The organism is Acuticoccus kalidii (assembly GCF_021556395.1).
In the GTDB taxonomy this organism is placed as follows: Bacteria; Pseudomonadota; Alphaproteobacteria; order Rhizobiales; family Amorphaceae; genus Acuticoccus; species Acuticoccus kalidii.
Window position 1 is genome coordinate 224,502 of sequence record NZ_JAKGCS010000033.1, and the last position, 17,966, is coordinate 242,467.

The following is a 17,966-nucleotide window of genomic DNA, read 5'->3' on the forward strand; positions in this document are numbered from 1 at the left end:
TCCGATGGCCATCATCCTCGTCAACATCCTCCTTGCGATCGCATGGGCGGCGGTCAGCGGCTCCTTCTCGGTGGTGCAACTCCTGTTCGGCTTCGTCCTCGGCGGCGCGGCCCTGTGGCTCATCCGCGAGCAGATCGGCGGCGTCCGCCACTTTCGCGGCGCCTGGAACGCGCTGAAACTTGGCGTCATATTTATTATTGAGCTGATCAAGTCTTCGATCCACGTGGCCATCTTGGTGTTGTCGCCGTGGCGCCAGCTTCAACCGGCGATTATTGCCTATCCGCTGACGGTGGAGAGCGACGCCGAGATCACGCTGCTTGCCAATCTCATCACGCTGACACCGGGCACGTTGTCGATCGACGTCTCCGACGATCGTCGAACGCTCTACGTCCATGCGATCGATGCTCCGAACCCGACGGAGGTGATCGAGGACATCAAAACCGGCTTCGAGGAGCTTATCTTGAGGGTCTTCAACCCATGACCGGCGCCGATTTCCTAACCGTTTGTTTGATCATCTCGTTCGCGATGCTGTCGGCCGCGTTCGTTTTGATCATCGTGCGAATCGTCCGGGGCCCGACCTTGCCCGATCGGATCCTCGCACTGGATCTTTTGGTGTCGTGTGCGGTGAGTTACATCGCCGCATTCGGTATTCGGACGGGTTTCTCCATTTACGTCGATATCGCCATCGCTCTCGGTATTGTCGGATTTCTTTCGACGATTGCGCTCGCACGGTTCGTGTTGCGGCGCGGCGAGTTGTCACTAGACGACGGTAGTACGAAGAAGGATATCAGCGATGCCTGAGTGGGCTCTATACACGACCGGTGTGTTGGCTGTTATCGGCTCGTTTTTGGTTCTCGCCGCGGCGATCGGCGTGCTCCGTCTCAATGACCTCTACATGCGGATGCATGCGGCCAGCAAATCCGGCACTTTGGGTTCCGGCCTGCTGCTGATCGCGCTGGCCGTGTATTCGCAGCAAAGTGAAGTTGTGTTGCGGGCGCTGGCCGGCGTCGCTTTCTTCATGCTGACGACGCCGATATCGGCCCATCTCTTGGCCCGCGCGTCGTACACGGTCGGCTACCGGCCGTGCGATCTCACGAAGCATGACGCTCTGTCGCACCGCACGGAATCGTGAGAGTGTTCTATCGGTCCGCTTTTTTCGGCAGTGATTCGACTGTTCAGTAAGAAAACCCGCCAAATTTTGCGGCATACGGATCACTGAGCTGACCGATTTGAACCAATTCTTCGACCCAAACGTGTCCGCGAATTCATGTCACAGGCGCGTGCCAGCGATGCTTTGATGCATACATAGGCGCAACGCCTAGTCTCTGGCCGGTGGTGGATCTTAGCATCTGTGGCTAAATTGGGACCGCGCTAGAGAAGCTGCTAATCGGTTTTCTTGCTCAATTGTGAATTTACGGATGGTGTCGGGAAAACTTGCCATGTGATCTTGCAGACGACATGCCACTCTAATAGATGGTATGTGGTCTGAACGAGAGCGCCGCGCGAGACCGATAATGGACACGCAGTGGCGCTCATTTACAAGAATGAGTGACAAATGTCGGAACCGTTACAAGACTCTAATCTTATCGATCTCGCAGCAGAGATCGTTTCGGCGTATGTGAGCAACAATTCGGTCGCGTCGCATGACCTGCCGAATCTGATCTCCGACGTGTATGCGGCCCTCCAGAAGACCAATGGTGGTGAGCCCGAGCCCGAGCCCGAGCCCCTGAAGCCCGCCGTTTCGATCAAGAAATCGATCACGCCCGATTATCTGATCTGCCTGGAAGACGGTAAGAAGTTCAAGTCGCTGAAGCGTCACCTGCGCACGCATTACAACCTGTCGCCCGAAGAATATCGCGAGCGCTGGAATCTCCCGAACGACTACCCGATGGTCGCGCCGAACTATGCGGCCGCGCGCTCCGAGCTTGCCAAGCGCATGGGTCTCGGCCAGCAGCGCAAGAAGCCGACCCGCGCCTCGCGCAGCAAGGCCGCCGCGTCCTAAGACCGGCCGGGCCGCTCGGGCGGCCGTCACCCACCTTGGTGGGGTAGGGATCGAGCGTCCTGTGCGCCGCGGTCCATGCGAGACGATGTGCGGTGTCGCCGCCCGGTGGCACTGTGGTTGAGCCGTACGCCCGTCGCCTGGCCATCCGCCGGGCGCGGCGCGTATCTGTCGGACCGGCGCGCGCGATGACCGTTGCCGGACGCGCCGACATCATCCGGCGGAAGGGGCGATCATTCCCTTCCGCCGCAATGCGGTTTCCGCCTCCCGCAACGCCCGCGCAAGCGCGAGATGGCGCGTCAGATCATACGTCCAGTGCCCACAGCGCGCGCGCGCCCGTTCGCGCCGCAGGGCGCCCCTCAGCTTCGCGACAGCGACACACGGTTCCGGCGCGCCCGCTTCACTGCGCCCCGATGGCGCAGAATCACGCCGGATGGCGGTCTGGACAATTCCAAATTGTAGAGATTTGTGCGGCTCTGCGACGAGCATCGGCTTTCCCCTGAGCGTTGCGTTGACCCAGAGGATAAAAGTCGCCTTCGGCACGGGGATAAGCGCCGCAAAAAATGGCGGATTTATTCGGATTTGCTAAATTTCGAAAGCAATAGTTAATGTCTCTTTCTGAAAAGTTATCCCCGCTTTCGCGACCAACTTTAGATTGCATTTGCTGGCCGGGAAAATGGCCCGCCTTCGAGGAACGAGGCGAGGGGCTGAGGGAATGCAGACGAACGGGATCGCGGTTCTGGATGCCAAACCGCTAAACTACCCACGACAAACGATTGATCGGCGCACGATCCGCCGGATGATCGAGGTCACGGTCGCCGCGGCGCTCAATCTTCCGGTCGAGGAGCTCGGCGCCAAGACGCGCCGCACCGCGCCGGTGGCCTTCGCGCGGCAGATCGCAATCTATTGCGCCCATGTGACGTTCGGCTGGTCGCTGACCGAGGCCGGCGCCATCTTCAGCCGGGACAGGACCACTGCGGCGCACGCCTGCCGCGTCGTCGAGGATCGGCGGGACGACGATGAGATCGATACCATCGTCCAGCGGGTCGAGGACGTCCTGTCGATGTGGCTCGCCACCATGGAAAGCTGCCAGCGGGGCGTCGAATGAGCACGAGCGAGGCGTTCGTCCGCGCCCTGCGCATCATCGGTGAGCGCGAGGTCGACATTTGCACGCTCGCGGCGGCGCGCGAGGGCGGTGTCGATGAGGGCGCAGTCGCCGCAATGGTGGGGGAGGGGCTCCTCATGCGGACTGGCGGCCGCGTGCGGCGGAGCGATGCGGGACGCGCCTATCTGCGCCGCGCGCTCGCCGGCGGCGGCGATGCGGGGTTTGCCGGACAGCACCGGGTGGTGGAGCCGCGCCGTGTGACGGCGGACGCCGAGCCGGTGGCGGTGAACGCGCTCGAGAGCCCGCTCGCTTGGCTCGCGACGCGTAAAGACGGGACCGGCGAGCCGATGATCACGCCGACCCAGTTCGAGGCCGGCCGCCGGCTTCATGCCGACTATCTGCGCGGCCACCGGCAGGAGCGGGTGACACAGAGCTGGGATCCGTCAGGCGTTGCAGGCGAGGCGCCGCGTGACCGGCTTTCGGCGAGCGAGGCGGTTCTGGAATCCCGGCGGCGGGTGGAACATGCGCTCGGCCATGTCGGTCCGGGCCTTGCCGACATTCTCCTCGCCGTGTGCTGTCACGAGATGGGGCTGCAAGCGGTGGAAAAGCGCCACCGATGGCCGACCCGCAGCGCGAAGGTCGTCCTCCGGCTCGCGCTCGACCGGCTCGCGGCTCATTATGGGCTCGCCGCCTTCGCCAAGGGCCGTATGCGACAAGGCATCGTCCAATGGGGGACGGAGGATTTCAGGCCCACCGCCTGAAACGCGCCCGAGGGGCCCGCCGCCCGAGTGGCGTCCGACGGCCCGCGCCGCGCATTGTCGGGGGGCGCATCGACGACGATGGACCGGAAAATTCCAGCGCGGGGCGATGTTTGTGCCTCGTGCGGATTTCATGACGGCGCAAGCTGCTCTATCTCCAGCATCGAGAGGGAGCCAAATGACCGACGCTGACGACATTGCCGAAGCCTTCGAGCTGATCGACGACTGGGAAGAGCGCTATCGCTATGTGATCGAGCTCGGACGGGAGCTGCCCGATTTTCCCGACGCGTTGAAGACCGACGCGACGAAGGTCGAGGGCTGCGTGTCGCAGGTGTGGCTGATGACGGGCGTCGAGACGGACGGTCTCGTCGTCAAAGGCGACAGCGACGCGATGATCGTGCGCGGCCTCGTCGCGATCCTGATCGCCTTTTATACCGGCCGCCGCGTCGAGGAGGTGCCGACGCTCGACGTCGAGGCGTTCCTGAGGCGTCTTCAGCTCGGCGAGCATCTCACCCCGCAGCGCTCCAACGGCCTCGCCTCGATGGTCAAGCGCATCCGCCAGGACGCGGCGCGCCTCGCCGCCGAGGCCTGAGCGGGGCTAGACCGCGCCGGGCGCCGGCGGCGCCCAGCGATAGATCCAGTCGACCCGCGAGAGGATTCCCTCCGCGCCGAGCCGCCGCATCGCGAGATCGCGTGCCAGTGAGAGCGGAGCGGGAAGGTGGTAGATCCGCCCCTGGTTCACGGTCTGCGCCGCGAGGCGCCGCGTGCGGGGCTCCCGCGCCGCCTCATAGGCGGCGAGCGCCGTCTCGCCGACCCCGTGGGTGGTGATGGCGGCACGCAGCACCGCCGCATCCTCGATCGCCATCGCGCCGCCTTGGGCGAGGAACGGCAGCATCGCGTGCGCCGCATCGCCGATGAAGGCGACCTTGCCGGCGCGATAGATGTGGCGCTGCCGCACGCTCATCGGCCAGGCCATCCAGTCCGTAACGTCGCGCAGATGGGCGCCGCTGCGGGTCTTTGCGAGCGCGTCCGGTCCGCGCTGGCGCTCATGCGCGACGAGGACGCAATTGTCGTTCTCCGTGCTCAGCGCGTAGCGAACCACATGGTGGTCGTCGGCGAGGACGAGCTCGGTCTCGTTGCCGGGCCGCGTCCGGCCCTTGCCGCGCCAGGCGATCCACCCGGTCGGTCGCGCCGTGTCGCCGACGAGGCTTTCGCGCAGCGCCGAGTTGACCCCGTCGGCGGCGACGATCAGCGCCGCGGGCGTATCGATGCCGTCGACGCGCCATCCGTCGCCATCGGCCGCCAGTCGGGTCGAACGCCAATCATAGCGGATCGTGATCGACGGGCGCGCCGCGGCCTCGGCGAGGAGCGCGCCGTGGAGGGGAGCGCGCGCGGCGGTGAGATAGGGCGCGCCATAGCGGGCCTCCATCGTCGAGCGGTAGTCGAGGAGGGAGAGGGGGCGAGGGCTGCCGGCGGCGCGCACGCAAAGGCCGTCCGGCCGGTTCGCGGCGGCGGCGACGCGGTCCGCCGCGCCGATCGCCTGCAAGGCCTTCATCGCATTCGGGGCGAGCTGGATCCCTGCGCCGGAATTGGCGGCCTCCGCGGCGCGCCGCTCCAAGACGAGGATCTCGTCGAGATCGCTGAGCGCCAGAGCGGCGGACAGTCCAGCGATGCCCGCGCCGACGACGATGATCATAAAACGCTCCGACGCGGGTGTGCCGGTCGCCCGGCGCCGTCTCTTGGGCCGATCCCCGCGTCGCGGCCGGTGAGGCTCGGGCGCGAGGCCGGCTGCGATGCGCGTCCGCGCACCGCGTCCCTCTTCAGATCACGCTGCCGTGGGCCGCGGTCGCGGAGGCGATGCACTCCTCGGGATCCGCCTCGTTCGCCTTCAGCGCCGGGTCGTAGACATAGACGGTCGAGCAATAGGGGCAGATCGCCTCGGTGTCGCCGCCCATGTCGAGGAACTCGTGCGGATGGTCGAAGGGCGGCAGCGCGCCCATGCACATGAATTCGCGCGCGCCGATGCGGACGCGGCGCACGCCCGGCGTGTTGTGGAAGAGCGGGGTCGACCCCTCAGCCATGATGTCACTCCATATCGGCCGTCGTCGGCGCAGCGCCGGCCCGGCTCACATTCCGAGATAATTCGGGCCGCCGCCGCCTTCGGGCGGAACCCAGTTGATGTTCTGGTTCGGATCTTTGATGTCGCAGGTTTTGCAGTGAACGCAATTCTGCGCATTGATCACATAATGCGGCTCGCCGTCCTCGAGGTTCCATTCGTAGACGCCCGCGGGGCAATATCGCGCCGACGGCCCGCCGAACACACCGAGTTCGGACGACTTTTGCAAGGCCGGGTCCAGCACCTTGAGGTGGACCGGCTGATCTTCCTCGTGGTTCGTGTTCGACAGATAGACCGAAGACGGCCGGTCGAACCGCGTGACGCCGTCCGGCTTGGGGTAGGCGATGGGCTTGGTTTTCGCCGTCGGCTTCAATTTCGCAAAGTCCGGCCCGCCGTGGGACTGGGTGCCGAACAGCGAGAATCCGAAGAGCGAATTCATCCACATGTCGATGCCGCCGGCCATCAGGCCGCCGAAGGTGCCGAATTTCGACCAGAGCGGCTTCACGTTGCGCACTGGCCTCAGGTCCGCACCGATGGCGGAGCTGCGCCAGGCGGCCTCATAGCTATCGAGCGTGTCGTTGGCGCGGCCGGCGGCGAGGGCGGTCATGATGTGCTCGGCCGCGAGCATGCCGGAATGAACTGCGTTGTGGCTGCCTTTGATCCGCGGCACATTGACGAAACCGGCCGCGCAGCCCACGAGACACCCGCCGGGAAAGACGAGCTTCGGCACCGACTGATAGCCGCCTTCGGAGATGGCGCGGGCGCCGTAGCCCTCGCGCTTGGCGCCGACGAGCATCGGAGCGATGGCCGGATGGTCCTTGAGGCGCTGAAGCTCCATGAAGGGGTCGAGATGGGGGTTTTGGTAGTTGAGATGGACGACGAACCCCAGCGCCATCATGTTGTCGCCATAATGGTAGAGGAACGAGCCGCCGCCGGTCGAATTGTCGAGCGGCCAGCCCATCGTGTGCATCACGAGGCCGGGCTCGAACACGTCGTCCGAGACGCGCCAGAGCTCTTTGAGACCGATGCCGTATTTTTGCGGCTCACGGCCTTTGTCGAGCCCGTATTCGGCGATGATCCCCTTGGTGAGCGAGCCGCGCACGCCCTCGGCGAGGACGACATATTTGCCGCCGAGCTCCATACCGGGCGTGAATCCGTCCTTCGGCTCCCCGTCGCGGCCGACGCCGAAATCGCCGGTGACGATGCCTTCGATCGTCCCGTCTTCGCGGCGGATGAGGCCGGCGGCGGGAAAGCCCGGATAGATCTCGACACCGAGTCCTTCGGCGACCTCGCCGAGCCAACGGCACAGATTGCCGAGCGAGCCGACATAATTGCCGTGATTCGACATCAGCTTCGGCATCATGAAATTCGGCAGGCACATGTCGCCGGCCGGGCCGAGAAAGCGGAAGACGTCCCGCGTGACGGGGGTTTTCAACGGGCAGGCCTCGTCGGTCCGCCATTCGGGCACCAGCGCGTCGAGGCCCGAGGGGTCGATGACGGCGCCGGAGAGGATGTGCGCGCCGACCTCCGAGCCCTTCTCGACGACGACGACGGAGATTTCTTCCTCCCGCTCGGCCGCGAGCTGCTTCAGGCGGATGGCCGTCGCGAGGCCGGCTGGGCCCGCTCCGACCACGACGACGTCATAGTCCATGCGCTCGCGCTCGATGGTCATCGGTCTCCTCGATATCGTTCGTGTTGGGCGCCGGCCTCGACAGTGGTGTCCCGCGCCTCTTACCTTTGTCTACGTTGAAGGTAGGCGAGTATGGAAGAGGGACACCCCACGCGCGACCCTTTAGAGGACTTTCTCAAGGCCTGCGGCGTGACCGTGCGGCTCGAGGAGGCGCCGCAAGACCGCTTTGCCGAGTTGCCGCCGATCCCGATCGCCGCGCATCAGCCGGCGAAACTGCCGAAGGCCCATCCCCGCCAGCCCGTCGTGCCGGAATGGGAGCCGCCGGTGGAGGCGGCGCCGCCGGCCGCCACCGCGGCGGGCCAGGCCGCGATCCACGCCGCGCGTGAAGCCGCCCGCGCGGCGACGACGCTCGACGCCCTCCATGCCGCGCTCGCGAGCTTCGAGGGATGCCCCCTCAGGGAGACGGCGCGGTCGACCTGCCACGGGGAAGGGCCCGTCGGCGCGGCGATCATGTTCGTCGGCGAGGCGCCGGGGCGGGACGAGGACGATGCGGGCCGGCCCTTTGTCGGCCGGTCGGGGCGGCTCCTCGAAAAAATGCTCGCCGCGATCGGCCTCGGCCGTGACGAGGTCTTCATCTCGAACGTCATTCCGTGGCGCCCACCGCTCAACCGGACCCCGAGCCCGATCGAGACGGCGACGTGCGAGGTCTTCGTGCGCCAGGAAATCCGCCTCGTGCGGCCAAAAGTCCTGGTGCCGCTCGGCGGGGCGGCGGCGAAGACGCTGTTGCAGGTCGATCAAGGCATCGTGCGCCAGCGCGGGCGCTGGGTGAGTTACGCGCTCGACGAGCACGCGCCGGACGATACGATCGATGCGGTCGCCACGTTCCACCCCGCCTACCTCCTCAGAACGCCGGCGGAGAAGCGGCGCGTCTGGTGGGATCTCCTCGCCATTCGCGAGCGGCTCGAAAGCCGGCACGGCTTGCCTCCGGTTCGCTGAAGGCTCACATCCTCGCCGACGACGAATTTCCACCCGGACACGCGCCGCGCCCCGCCGGCGAGACGAGGAATTTTCCATGAGGTTTTGGCGTTCGAGCAAGGTCACGGTGCCGGTGGTGCGCCTCAATGGGGTGATCGGCATGGCCTCGCCGCTGCGTTCGGGCCTCTCGATGGCGGGGGTCGAGGCGGCCCTCCACAAGGCGTTCGCGGTGAAGGGGCCGGCCGTCGCGCTCCTCGTCAATTCGCCGGGTGGCTCGCCGGCGCAATCCTCGCTCATCCATTCGCGCGTGCGGGCGCTCGCGGCAGAGAAAAACAAGCGCGTCTTCGTGTTCGTCGAGGATCTCGCGGCCTCGGGCGGCTATTGGATCGCCACCGCCGGTGACGAAATCTACGCCGACGCGACGTCGATCGTCGGCTCGATCGGGGTGGTGAGTGCGAGTTTCGGCTTCACCGAGCTCATCGAGAAGCTCGGCGTCGAGCGCCGGGTGCATACGATCGGCGAGAACAAGGCGATCCTCGACCCCTTCCGCCCGGTTCGCCCGCACGATGTCGAGATCCTTCATTCGGTCCAGCAGGACGTGCAGGACGCGTTCGTCGCCCTCGTGAAAGCGCGTCGGGGCGACAAGCTCGCCGACGACCCGGAGCTGTTCTCCGGCCGCTTCTGGTCGGGCGCGAGCGCCGTCTCGCTCGGCCTCGTCGACGGGCTCGGCGAGGCGCGGACGGTCCTGCGTGCCCGCTATGGCGAAAAGGTCAGCCTGAAGACGATCCCGCTCGGTAAACAGCCGTTCTGGCGCAAGGGGCTCGGCCTGTCGGCGGGCCTTTCAGCCTTGTCGGCGGACAGCCTGATCGGCGCGTTGCGGGCTGACCGGATGTGGGACCGTTACGGCCTCTGATCGCCGGCCGCGGCGGGCGGCAATCCCCGCACCATCCTCCGCCTTTATGGTGCGGGAAGGTCTCATCGGGCAGACGGCGCGCTTGTAACGGCGCCATCCATCGAGCCCGACGGACGCGGTCTTTCGCGTCCCTGGCCGCCATGAGTCGGGCGGCCGGACTGACGATGCAGACGATCCCCGAACCATCGCCCCTTGCCGCGCCATGCCGTCCGCATGGCGCGCCGAGGCGCCGCATCGATCGCCCTACGGGTGGTCGACCCCTCGCGGTTCGCCGTGAGGGACCTCGCGTCGTCGCGGCACGGTCGAAGGCCATGCAAGGCCGATATTTCGGGATTTGAGACGGTGAGGAGATCGAAGCGCGACACACGAGGCTCTGTGCGTCGCCGGAGCCATTGCGGGGACGGAAGATGGAAATCAAGCAGCTTCGCTATTTCAAGCGTGTCGCCGATACCGGCAGCGTGTCGCGCGCGGCGGCCGCGCTTTCGGTGGCGCAACCGGCGGTGAGCCGGCAGATCGCCAACCTCGAAGAGTCGCTCGGTACGCCGCTTTTCTTCCGCAATGGGCGCGGCGTGAAGCTCACCGACGCCGGCCAGCAGCTCTACACCCACACCAGCGAGATCCTCGATGCGATCCGGCAGGCCGAGCAGAATGTGCGCGACACGATGGGCATCGCGCGCGGCACCATCCTCCTCGGGTCGATGCCGACGGTGATCCGCTATCTCGCCCCGCCGCTGCTCGCCCGGATCGCGACGTCGCATCCCGAACTCGTCCTCGAATTCACCGAAGGCCTGTCGGGCTATGTCAACGAGTGGCTCTCGAACGGCCTTCTCGATGTCGCGATCCTGCACGATGCGGCGCGCACCCAGCATTTCCTGACCGAGCCGCTGATGCGGGAGGAGCTCGTCTATGTCGTCGCGGGGGAGGCGCGGATCGGGCCGACGGTGCCGTTCCGCGAACTCGCCGCGCAGCCGCTCGTCCTGCCGCGCAAAGCGCATGGTCTGCGCCTTCAGGTGGAGCGTGTCGCGAATCATTGCCGCTTGCCGCTCACGATCGTCGGCGAGGTCGATTCGCTGGCGGCCATCAAGGCGATGCTGCATGAGGGGGACAAGGGCGCGGTCCTGCCCCGCGGGGCGGTGCTGCCCTCCGACGGGCTGACCGTGCACCCGGTCACCGATCCGCCGCTGAGCCGCACGCTTCTCCTCGCCACCTCGTCCCAGCGGCCGGTCTCGCAGACGACGCGGGCGGTGATACAGGAATTGAAGCAGGTGGTTCGCGCCTACACCGCCTCGAACGGGGGATGGGCGGGGGCCGAACGCTATGTCGATCGCCCGGCGGCGACCCAGGCCGCCGACCTCGTTCCGGTCCGCGCGGGCGAGATGCGGCCCGAGCGTTATGGGCATGTTGCTTGACCATTTCAGCACACTCGCCCGCGAAGGCGCGCGAGAAGGGTTGATCAGTCTTCGGTGTGACCGTAAGCCAACGCGGATTCACCGGAGAGATCAGCGTGACGAAGATCAAAGGTATCGTGTTGGCCGGCGGTGCGGGCACGAGGCTGCGCCCTATCACCAATGTCATCTCCAAGCAGCTCCTGCCGGTTTATGACAAGCCGATGATCTATTACCCCTTGGGGGTCCTGATGCTCGCCGGCATCCGCGACATTTTGATCATCACCACCCCGGAAGACGCCCCGCTCTTCCACCGCCTCCTCAAGGACGGTTCCGACTGGGGGATATCGATATCCTACGCCATCCAGCCGAAGCCCGAAGGGCTCGCGCAGGCGTTCGTCATCGGCCGCGAGTTCGTCGGCGACGACAAGGTCGCGCTCGTCCTCGGTGACAACATTTATTATGGTCACGGCCTCGAGGATCTGCTCGCTTCCGCCGCGTCTCGGGAGGAGGGGGCGAGCGTGTTCGCCTACTACGTGAAGGATCCGGAGCGTTATGGCGTCATCGCATTCGACGCGGCGGGCAAACCCTCCCGCATCCTCGAAAAGCCGAAGTCGCCCCCGTCCAACTACGCCGTGACAGGGCTCTATTTCTATGACAACCAGGTTCTCGACATCGCGGCGGACATCAAACCGTCCCCTCGTGGCGAACTCGAGATCACCGACGTGAACCAAGTCTATCTCGACAAGGGCCAGCTCCACGCCGAAACCATGGGACGTGGCTATGCCTGGTTCGACACGGGCACGCACGACAGCCTCGTCGATGCGGCGATGTTCATCCGGGCGCTCGAACAGCGTCAGGGCCTGCGTATCTGTTGCCCCGAGGAGATCGCCTGGCGTCGTGGCTGGCTGTCCGACGATGGGCTCGCCGAAATCGGCGCGCTCCAGGAAAAAAGCGGTTATGGCCGCTATCTCCTCGACTTGCTCGATCAGGGGAAAGTGTGAGTCTTCTTCAATCGATCCGTCAGGTTCTACCGTTCCTCATGCATCCGAGGTCGGCTTGGCTGCACCTGAGGTGGCACCTGAATGGTCGACATAACCGCCGCGTGCGGCGGGAGCTCCGCAAGGAGTTCGACGATGCCTTTTATCTGCGCACCTATCCGAAGGTGCGCAAGCTGAAGATCGGACCTCTTCGGCACTACATCCTGGTCGGCTGGAAGGAGGGCAAGGATCCGTCCGAGCTCTTCTCCACCCGCGCCTATCTCGACATGTACCACGACGTCGCCGCGCAGGGCATGAACCCCTTCCACCACTTCGTGGCCTATGGCCGGGAGGAGGGGCGCATCGCGACAGTGTCGACCGCGCGCCGGCGCAATCTCCACCGGCCGACGGAGCCGCTGCGCGTTCCGGTGCTGCCGAGCGTCGCGGCGTGGGCCGCCGCGCCCCGCCGCGTCGTCGACCCGGAGACGGCGCCGGCGGTCAATGTCGTGATCCCGGTCTATAAGAGCCTCGAACACGTCGCTGCGACGATCTACAGCGTCCTCACCGCCGAGTGCGAGGTGCCGTTCGAGTGCCTCGTCATCGACGATTGCTCGCCCGAGCCGGAGGTGAGCGCGCTTCTCGCCAAGCTCGCCGCGTCCGGTCATATCCGCCTCATCGTCAACGAGACGAACCAGGGGTTCGTGCGCACCGTCAATATCGGCATGGCGCACAACACCCACCGCGACGTCGTCCTCCTCAACGCCGATACGGTGGTCCATGAGGGTTGGCTCGACCGCCTGATGCGCCCCTTGCGGGACCATCCCGATATCGCGACCGTCACCCCACTCTCCAACAACGCAACGCTCGCGAGCTATCCGAATACCGCCGTCGACAATGCCTTCGAGCTCGAATGCGATTCGGCGATGCTCGATCGGCTCGCCTTCAAGGCGAACGGGACGACGGTGGTCGACGTGCCGACCGGCGTCGGCTTCGCGATGGCGATCCGCCGCGCCTCGCTCGACGAGCTCGGCCTCTTCGATGCGGAGACCTTCGGCCTCGGCTACGGCGAAGAGTGCGATTTCTGTATGCGCGCCATCAAGGCGGGCTGGCGCAACGTCCTCGCGACGGGCGTCTATGTGCGCCATTTCGGCTCGATGTCCTTCGGACCGAGCCAGCTCGCCCGCTCGGAAAAGGCGCAGGAGCTTCTCGCCACCAAGCATCCCGACTATGCCGGCCGGATCGCCCGCCACATCGCCGCCGACCCGGTGCTGCCCTCGCGCATCCTCCTCGACATCGCGCGCTTGCGGGAGATGATGGGGCCCGTCTCCGTCCTCTTCTTCAGCCACACCCGCGGCGGTGGCATCGAGACCTATCTCGAAAACACCGCGAAGGCGCTCATCGAGAACAATATGCGCGACGTCGCGCGCCGCTCGATCGTGGTGCAGACCCAGGTGCAGGGCTTCGTGAAGATCGGCCCCTTCGGCCGCAAGCCGTTGCCTTATCTGCCGAACCTCGAAGCGCTCAATCTCGAGCGCCACAAGGATCTCCTCGCGCCCTTCATCGAGCTCCTCGATCCCGAGCTCGTGCACATGAATTCGTTCGCGGGCCTATCGGTCCCGTCGATCTCGCGCCTGATGGAGGCGCTGATCTCGTCGGGCCGGCCATATTGGCACATCTGGCACGACCATCAGCCGCTCTGTCCGCGCCTGACCTTCCTCGACGCCGAGGACCGCTATTGCGGCGAGACCGATTCGACGCGCTGCAGCTCCTGCCTCGCGGCGACGAGCACGTCGTTCGAATGGGTCCGCATCGCCGATTGGCGTGAGCGTTTCCGCACCTATCTCGCCCATGCCGAGCTGGTGAGCGCGCCGAGCGAGGCGGCCGCTCTGCGCGCCCGCAGGCTCGCCGACGTCGCCAAGGTGGAGGTTCACCCCCACGCCGAGCCGCACCTTACGGACGTGACGCCGATCACCCGCGCCCAGCACGCCGACGGGAAGCGCCATATCCTCATTCTGGGGGCGATCGGGCCCCACAAGGGCGCCTATCTCATCCATTCCATGTTGCAAGATATCGAACGGCGCAATCTGCCGCTGCATCTCGATATCGTCGGCTACACCGCGCTCAAGGAGATCGCGACCGGGCCGAACTGCACCCTTTATGGGAAATATCATGGCGACGCGGACGCGATCGCGCGCATCCAGGCGATCCAGCCCGATGTCAGCCTCTTCGCCTCGATCTGGCCGGAGACCTACCTCTTCACCATGTCGGTGACGATGGCGCTCCATTTGCCGACGGTCGCCTTCGATCTCGGCGCGCAGTCGGAGCGCTTGCGCGAATATGCGCGCGGGGCGGTGCTGCCGGAGCGGCTGATGGAGGATCCGGTCGCGCTGAACGATGCGCTTCTCGCCCTCGACCTCGACGCATTGTGGGAGGCGAAGGCCGACATCGCCTTCCCGAACGATAGCACGCTCTCCGACTATTTCAGGGCGAAGGCGGCTCTGCAGGCTCCGGAGACGGCTCCGGCGGAAGCGACGACGCCGCCGTCACCGCATGTGAAAACAGCGGTCCATCCTGCTTCAGGAAACGGGTCGCAATCAGCCGGTCCGATACCTCTGCCTCTTTGAAGATCGTATCGCGCTCGGTGTCGGTCATCAGGAGCGACATCGAGCCGCTCGCCCGGTGGGCGCCCATGACCTGTTTGCGCTGCTTCGCCTTCTCCGCCTCGTCGGCATCCGAACGGTTGATCTCGAGGAGGAGGGCGAGGCCGTCGGCGGTCGGCGAAGGGTTCACGCGGGCGAGGGGAATGTTCGTCTCGACGTTGATGCCGAGCGTGTCGCAGAACGCGGCATAGACGTTCTCCTTCACATCCCCATAGCGCAGGACGTGGACCGCCTCGGCATCGAGGAAATAGGCCCAGCGGTTGATCACGCGGAAATAATGCAGCCCGCTATTGGTGCGCTGGAGGGTCTTTTCGAACCATTCCTCGAAGGGCCGCGCCTCGCCATTCTTCACCGCCTGAAGGTAGGAGGACATCGCCCACTCGTCCTGTCGGCGGATGAAGGCGACGACCTCGAAGCGGGCGGGGCGAAAGGCGTCGGCGAAGGCCTTGTAGACCGTCGGCGGGAGCGAGCCCCAGAAATATTCGCTGGAGACGACGATCGTGTCGGCGCCCTTCTCCTCCGCCTCGGCCTTGATGGCGGCGACGGTCTCGTCGAAATAGGCGGCGCGGTCGGACGGGAGTTCGTCCTTGTGCATCTGCCAGGCGCCGGGATGAATTGACGCGGCGAGGAGATGGTGGGCCCCGGCGGCAACACCATGCGCGCTGTAGAGGGCGCCGGCTTCGGCGAGCTGGTCACGACGTGCGTTCAACGTCGCCTGAAGGGCGGAGCTGCCGGTTTTCGTCGATCCGATGTGTAGAATGAGCCGCATCGCTTGGCGATCTGTTCCGTGATTAGGACACGAGGGTCGGGCGGAGAGGCCGAACGTGGCCGCGAGGCGTCGTAGCGGAATTTGCGCCACACTCCAACGTCACTTGGTGTCCTGGGACGTGCTGGCCACTGTGCGCACGCCAGCCTTGCACAAGTCAGTCTTAAGCTTTCCCCCCGGATGACGCTATGAGGGGAAACGCGCGACGCGCGGATAAGAGACGCATCGCGATCATGCCGTGGACGATGCGCGAGAGGAGGGGACATGTCGGAGGCGAAACGCCAGGTGGCCGAAGCGGCCGCCGCGATGGTGAAGCCCGGAATGAGGCTCGGCCTCGGCTCGGGATCGACGGCGCTCTTGTACGTCGAAGCGCTCGGACGGCGCGTCGCCTCGGGTCTCACCCTGCCGCCGGCGATCGCGACCTCGAAGGCCACCGAGGAGGCCGCCCGCGCCGCCGGCATTCCGCTCGCCGACATGATGTCCGCCGACGCGCCGACCCGGCTTGATCTCGCGGTCGACGGGGCGGACGAGGTCGATGCGGACCTGTCCGCCATTAAAGGCGGCGGCGCGTGCCTGCTGCGCGAAAAGATCGCAGCCACCATTGCCGACCGATTCGTGATGATCGTCGACGCGTCCAAGCGCGTCGAGCGGCTCGGCCGCTTCCCGCTTCCGGTCGAGGTGGTCCCCTTCGGATGGGCGGCCGCATCCGCCGCGATCGCGACGGGCCTCGGCGTCACCCCCGTTCTTCGGATGGCCGAAGGCGGGCCGCTGGTGACGGACAATGGAAATTATATCCTCGATTGCCCGCTCGAGGCGATCGCCGATGCGCGGGCCGTGGCGGATCTCCTCTCACCGATCCCCGGCGTCGTGGAGCATGGTCTCTTCGTCGGGTTGGCCGAAGAGGTCCTCATCGCGGGGCCCGAGGGCGTGACCAGGCTGACGCGTACCCCCTGATATGGAGCCCATGGCGGACCGCCTGCGCTTCCTGTCGCACCTGACGGCCTCGCTGCTTCTCGGCATCATCGTCCTCGCGCTGACGACCAACGTGGTGGCGCGGACGTTCGCCTTGCCGATCGTCGGCGCGAGCCTCGTCGCGCAATGGGCGCTGCCGGCGCTCGCCTTCGCCTCCCTCGCAACGCTCGCGACCTCGGCGCCGGGCCGGCGGCGTTGGCCGGGGCAGGTGATTCTCGGCTTCGTCTTCGCCACCCTCCTTGCCGGTCTCCTCTCGGCGGGGGAGCGTGTCGGCGGGGTGGAGGCGGTTCTCGGCATCCCGACCGCCTGGCGCTATCATGTCGCCGCGGCGCTGACGGCGCTCGGCTTCGCGGTGGCGTTGTTGCGCGGCGGGCCGTGGCTCGCGCTCGCCGGTCTCGCGGGGGCGGCGCTCGTTCTTCTGCCGCTGCCGCAACTGCCGCTTTGGGTGGCGCTCGCCGTCTTCGCCCTGGCGCTTGCCTTCGAGGTGCCGGTGGCGCTCGCACTCGTCGCCGGCGCTGCGCTCGCGCCGGGGCCGCTCTCCGACGCCGCGATGGCGCAGAGCGTGATGCGCGGCCTCTCGCCCTATGTCCTCCTCGCGATCCCGCTCTTCGTGTTCGCCGCCGCGTTGATGGTGGCGGGCGGGATCGGCGCGCGCATGGTGGTCGCCGCGCGATGGATCGCGCAGCGCCGGGCGAGCGCGCTCGGCGAGGCGAACGTGGTGACGAGCCTCCTCTTCGGCGGCGTCTCGGGATCGAGCATCGCGGACGCCGCCCTTGGCGCGCGGCTCCTCGTTCCCGGCATGGTGGCGGCGGGTTATCGGCCGGGCCGTGCCGCGGCGATCACCGCGGCCTCCTCGGTCCTTCCGAATGTCCTGCCGCCGTCGATCGCGCTCCTTTTGGCCGCTGCGGCGACCGACCAGTCGGTCGGCGCATTGTGGCTCGCGGGCGTCGGCGCGGGGCTCACCCTCACGGCAGCGCTGTGGATCGCCGTGCGCCTGACCCCGCCCCAACCCGCCGCTGAGACCGTGGAGGCCGAGCCGGTGAGGGGGCGCGACGCGCTCCTCGGCGTCCTGCCGCCGGTCGCGATCGCGATCGTGGTCCTCGGGGGCCTCCGCCTCGGCATCGTGACGGCGGTGGAGGCGGGGCTTCTCGCGGTCTTCATCGCGGCCGCCTTCGCCGCGGCCTTTCGCGGGCTCGGCGCCTTCTTGGCGGCGATCTCCGAGGCGGCGGTGCAGACCGGGCGCGTCGCCTTCCTGATCGGTGCGGCGACACCGATCGGCTTCCTCTTCGCCACGAGCGGCCTCAAGGCAGCGGCCTTCCTGCCCGCCGGACCGGCGCTCCTCGTCCTCCTCGCCGCCGCAGGGCTCTGCATCCTCATCGGCACGGTGCTCGATGTCGGCGCGGCGATTCTTCTGATGCTTCCGGTCCTGTTGCCGGCCGCGGTCGCCGCCGGGTTCGACCCGATCCATGCGACGCTCGTCCTCACGACGGCGCTCCTTCTCGGCGGTCTCACGCCGCCGGTGGGCGTCCTCGTCCTCGTCGTCAAAGACATCACCAAGGCGCGCGGCGTCTATCGTGCGCTCATTCCCTATTTCGCCGCTCTCGTTCTCGCGGTGGGGGTCCTCCTTCTCGTGCCGGCCTTGACGGTCGGACTCGTGAAGACCCTCTAGAGGAGGCGCCGAAATCCATGAGACCCAAGTGATTGGAT

17 protein-coding genes are annotated in these 17,966 nt (G+C 66.5%); 14 read left to right on the forward strand and 3 right to left on the reverse strand.

What is annotated here, in order from left to right; all coding sequences use genetic code 11:
• Nucleotides 1-4 precede the first annotated feature (4 nt).
• The 7 genes from L1787_RS19560 to L1787_RS19590 all read left to right on the forward strand — a co-directional run bounded on the left by L1787_RS19560 (nucleotide 5) and on the right by L1787_RS19590 (nucleotide 4,454).
• Nucleotides 5-481, forward strand: a complete 477-nt coding sequence (locus L1787_RS19560) for a Na+/H+ antiporter subunit E (protein WP_235710791.1) — start codon at nucleotides 5-7, stop codon at nucleotides 479-481.
• The gene (locus L1787_RS19565) at nucleotides 478-801 is read left to right on the forward strand and encodes a cation:proton antiporter (RefSeq protein WP_235710792.1); all 324 of its coding nucleotides are present in this window, start codon (nucleotides 478-480) and stop codon (nucleotides 799-801) included. Before L1787_RS19560 ends, L1787_RS19565 begins: the two co-directional genes overlap by 4 nt.
• Nucleotides 794-1,132 carry a monovalent cation/H(+) antiporter subunit G gene (mnhG, locus tag L1787_RS19570; protein WP_235710793.1) on the forward strand — a complete coding sequence of 113 codons (339 nt, stop codon included), beginning with the start codon at nucleotides 794-796 and terminating at the stop codon, nucleotides 1,130-1,132. Before L1787_RS19565 ends, mnhG begins: the two co-directional genes overlap by 8 nt.
• A gap of 423 nt (nucleotides 1,133-1,555) precedes the next feature.
• Complete coding sequence (locus L1787_RS19575; protein WP_235710794.1) at nucleotides 1,556-2,002, forward strand: Ros/MucR family transcriptional regulator; 447 nt, start codon at nucleotides 1,556-1,558, stop codon at nucleotides 2,000-2,002.
• A 796-nt stretch (nucleotides 2,003-2,798) separates the two neighbouring features.
• Nucleotides 2,799-3,107 carry a helix-turn-helix domain-containing protein gene (locus tag L1787_RS19580; protein ID WP_235710795.1) on the forward strand — a complete coding sequence of 103 codons (309 nt, stop codon included), beginning with the start codon at nucleotides 2,799-2,801 and terminating at the stop codon, nucleotides 3,105-3,107.
• Complete coding sequence (locus L1787_RS19585) at nucleotides 3,104-3,865, forward strand: DUF6456 domain-containing protein (RefSeq protein ID WP_235710796.1); 762 nt, start codon at nucleotides 3,104-3,106, stop codon at nucleotides 3,863-3,865. Before L1787_RS19580 ends, L1787_RS19585 begins: the two co-directional genes overlap by 4 nt.
• 175 nt (nucleotides 3,866-4,040) lie before the next feature.
• Nucleotides 4,041-4,454: a SufE family protein gene (locus L1787_RS19590; RefSeq protein ID WP_235710797.1), complete on the forward strand. Its 414-nt coding sequence runs from the start codon at nucleotides 4,041-4,043 to the stop codon at nucleotides 4,452-4,454.
• Nucleotides 4,455-4,460: 6 nt separating this feature from the next.
• Here L1787_RS19590 and L1787_RS19595 read toward each other — a convergent pair whose 3' ends face one another.
• The 3 genes from L1787_RS19595 to L1787_RS19605 form a co-directional block, all read right to left on the reverse strand.
• Complete coding sequence (locus L1787_RS19595; protein ID WP_235710798.1) at nucleotides 4,461-5,558, reverse strand: FAD-dependent monooxygenase; 1,098 nt, start codon at nucleotides 5,556-5,558, stop codon at nucleotides 4,461-4,463.
• Between the two features lie 124 nt (nucleotides 5,559-5,682).
• The gene (locus L1787_RS19600) at nucleotides 5,683-5,943 is read right to left on the reverse strand and encodes a zinc-finger domain-containing protein (RefSeq protein WP_235710799.1); all 261 of its coding nucleotides are present in this window, start codon (nucleotides 5,941-5,943) and stop codon (nucleotides 5,683-5,685) included.
• 45 nt (nucleotides 5,944-5,988) lie between these two features.
• On the reverse strand, nucleotides 5,989-7,650 hold the full coding sequence (locus tag L1787_RS19605; RefSeq protein WP_235710800.1) for an electron transfer flavoprotein-ubiquinone oxidoreductase: 1,662 nt from the start codon (nucleotides 7,648-7,650) through the stop codon (nucleotides 5,989-5,991).
• Between the two features lie 147 nt (nucleotides 7,651-7,797).
• On the opposite strand from L1787_RS19605, the gene L1787_RS19610 reads away from it, so the two are divergent.
• The 7 genes from L1787_RS19610 (at nucleotide 7,798) to L1787_RS19640 (ending at nucleotide 17,928) form a co-directional block, all read left to right on the forward strand.
• Nucleotides 7,798-8,604 carry a uracil-DNA glycosylase gene (locus tag L1787_RS19610; RefSeq protein WP_235710801.1) on the forward strand — a complete coding sequence of 269 codons (807 nt, stop codon included), beginning with the start codon at nucleotides 7,798-7,800 and terminating at the stop codon, nucleotides 8,602-8,604.
• 76 nt (nucleotides 8,605-8,680) lie between these two features.
• Nucleotides 8,681-9,496, forward strand: coding sequence for a S49 family peptidase (locus L1787_RS19615; protein WP_235710802.1), 816 nt, complete (start codon nucleotides 8,681-8,683; stop codon nucleotides 9,494-9,496).
• 407 nt (nucleotides 9,497-9,903) lie between these two features.
• Nucleotides 9,904-10,905 (forward strand): LysR family transcriptional regulator, encoded by a 1,002-nt coding sequence (locus L1787_RS19620; protein ID WP_235710803.1) that lies wholly within the window; start codon nucleotides 9,904-9,906, stop codon nucleotides 10,903-10,905.
• 104 nt (nucleotides 10,906-11,009) lie between these two features.
• On the forward strand, nucleotides 11,010-11,885 hold the full coding sequence (gene rfbA, locus L1787_RS19625) for a glucose-1-phosphate thymidylyltransferase RfbA (RefSeq protein WP_235711024.1): 876 nt from the start codon (nucleotides 11,010-11,012) through the stop codon (nucleotides 11,883-11,885).
• Between the two features lie 101 nt (nucleotides 11,886-11,986).
• Nucleotides 11,987-14,485, forward strand: a complete 2,499-nt coding sequence (locus tag L1787_RS26145; RefSeq protein ID WP_235710804.1) for a glycosyltransferase — start codon at nucleotides 11,987-11,989, stop codon at nucleotides 14,483-14,485.
• Nucleotides 14,486-15,551: 1,066 nt separating this feature from the next.
• Nucleotides 15,552-16,241 (forward strand): ribose-5-phosphate isomerase RpiA, encoded by a 690-nt coding sequence (rpiA, locus tag L1787_RS19635; RefSeq protein WP_235710805.1) that lies wholly within the window; start codon nucleotides 15,552-15,554, stop codon nucleotides 16,239-16,241.
• A gap of 10 nt (nucleotides 16,242-16,251) precedes the next feature.
• A complete protein-coding gene (locus tag L1787_RS19640; protein WP_235710806.1) occupies nucleotides 16,252-17,928 on the forward strand; it encodes a TRAP transporter large permease subunit in 1,677 nt (558 codons plus the stop codon).
• The last annotated feature ends 38 nt before the right edge of the window (nucleotides 17,929-17,966 follow it).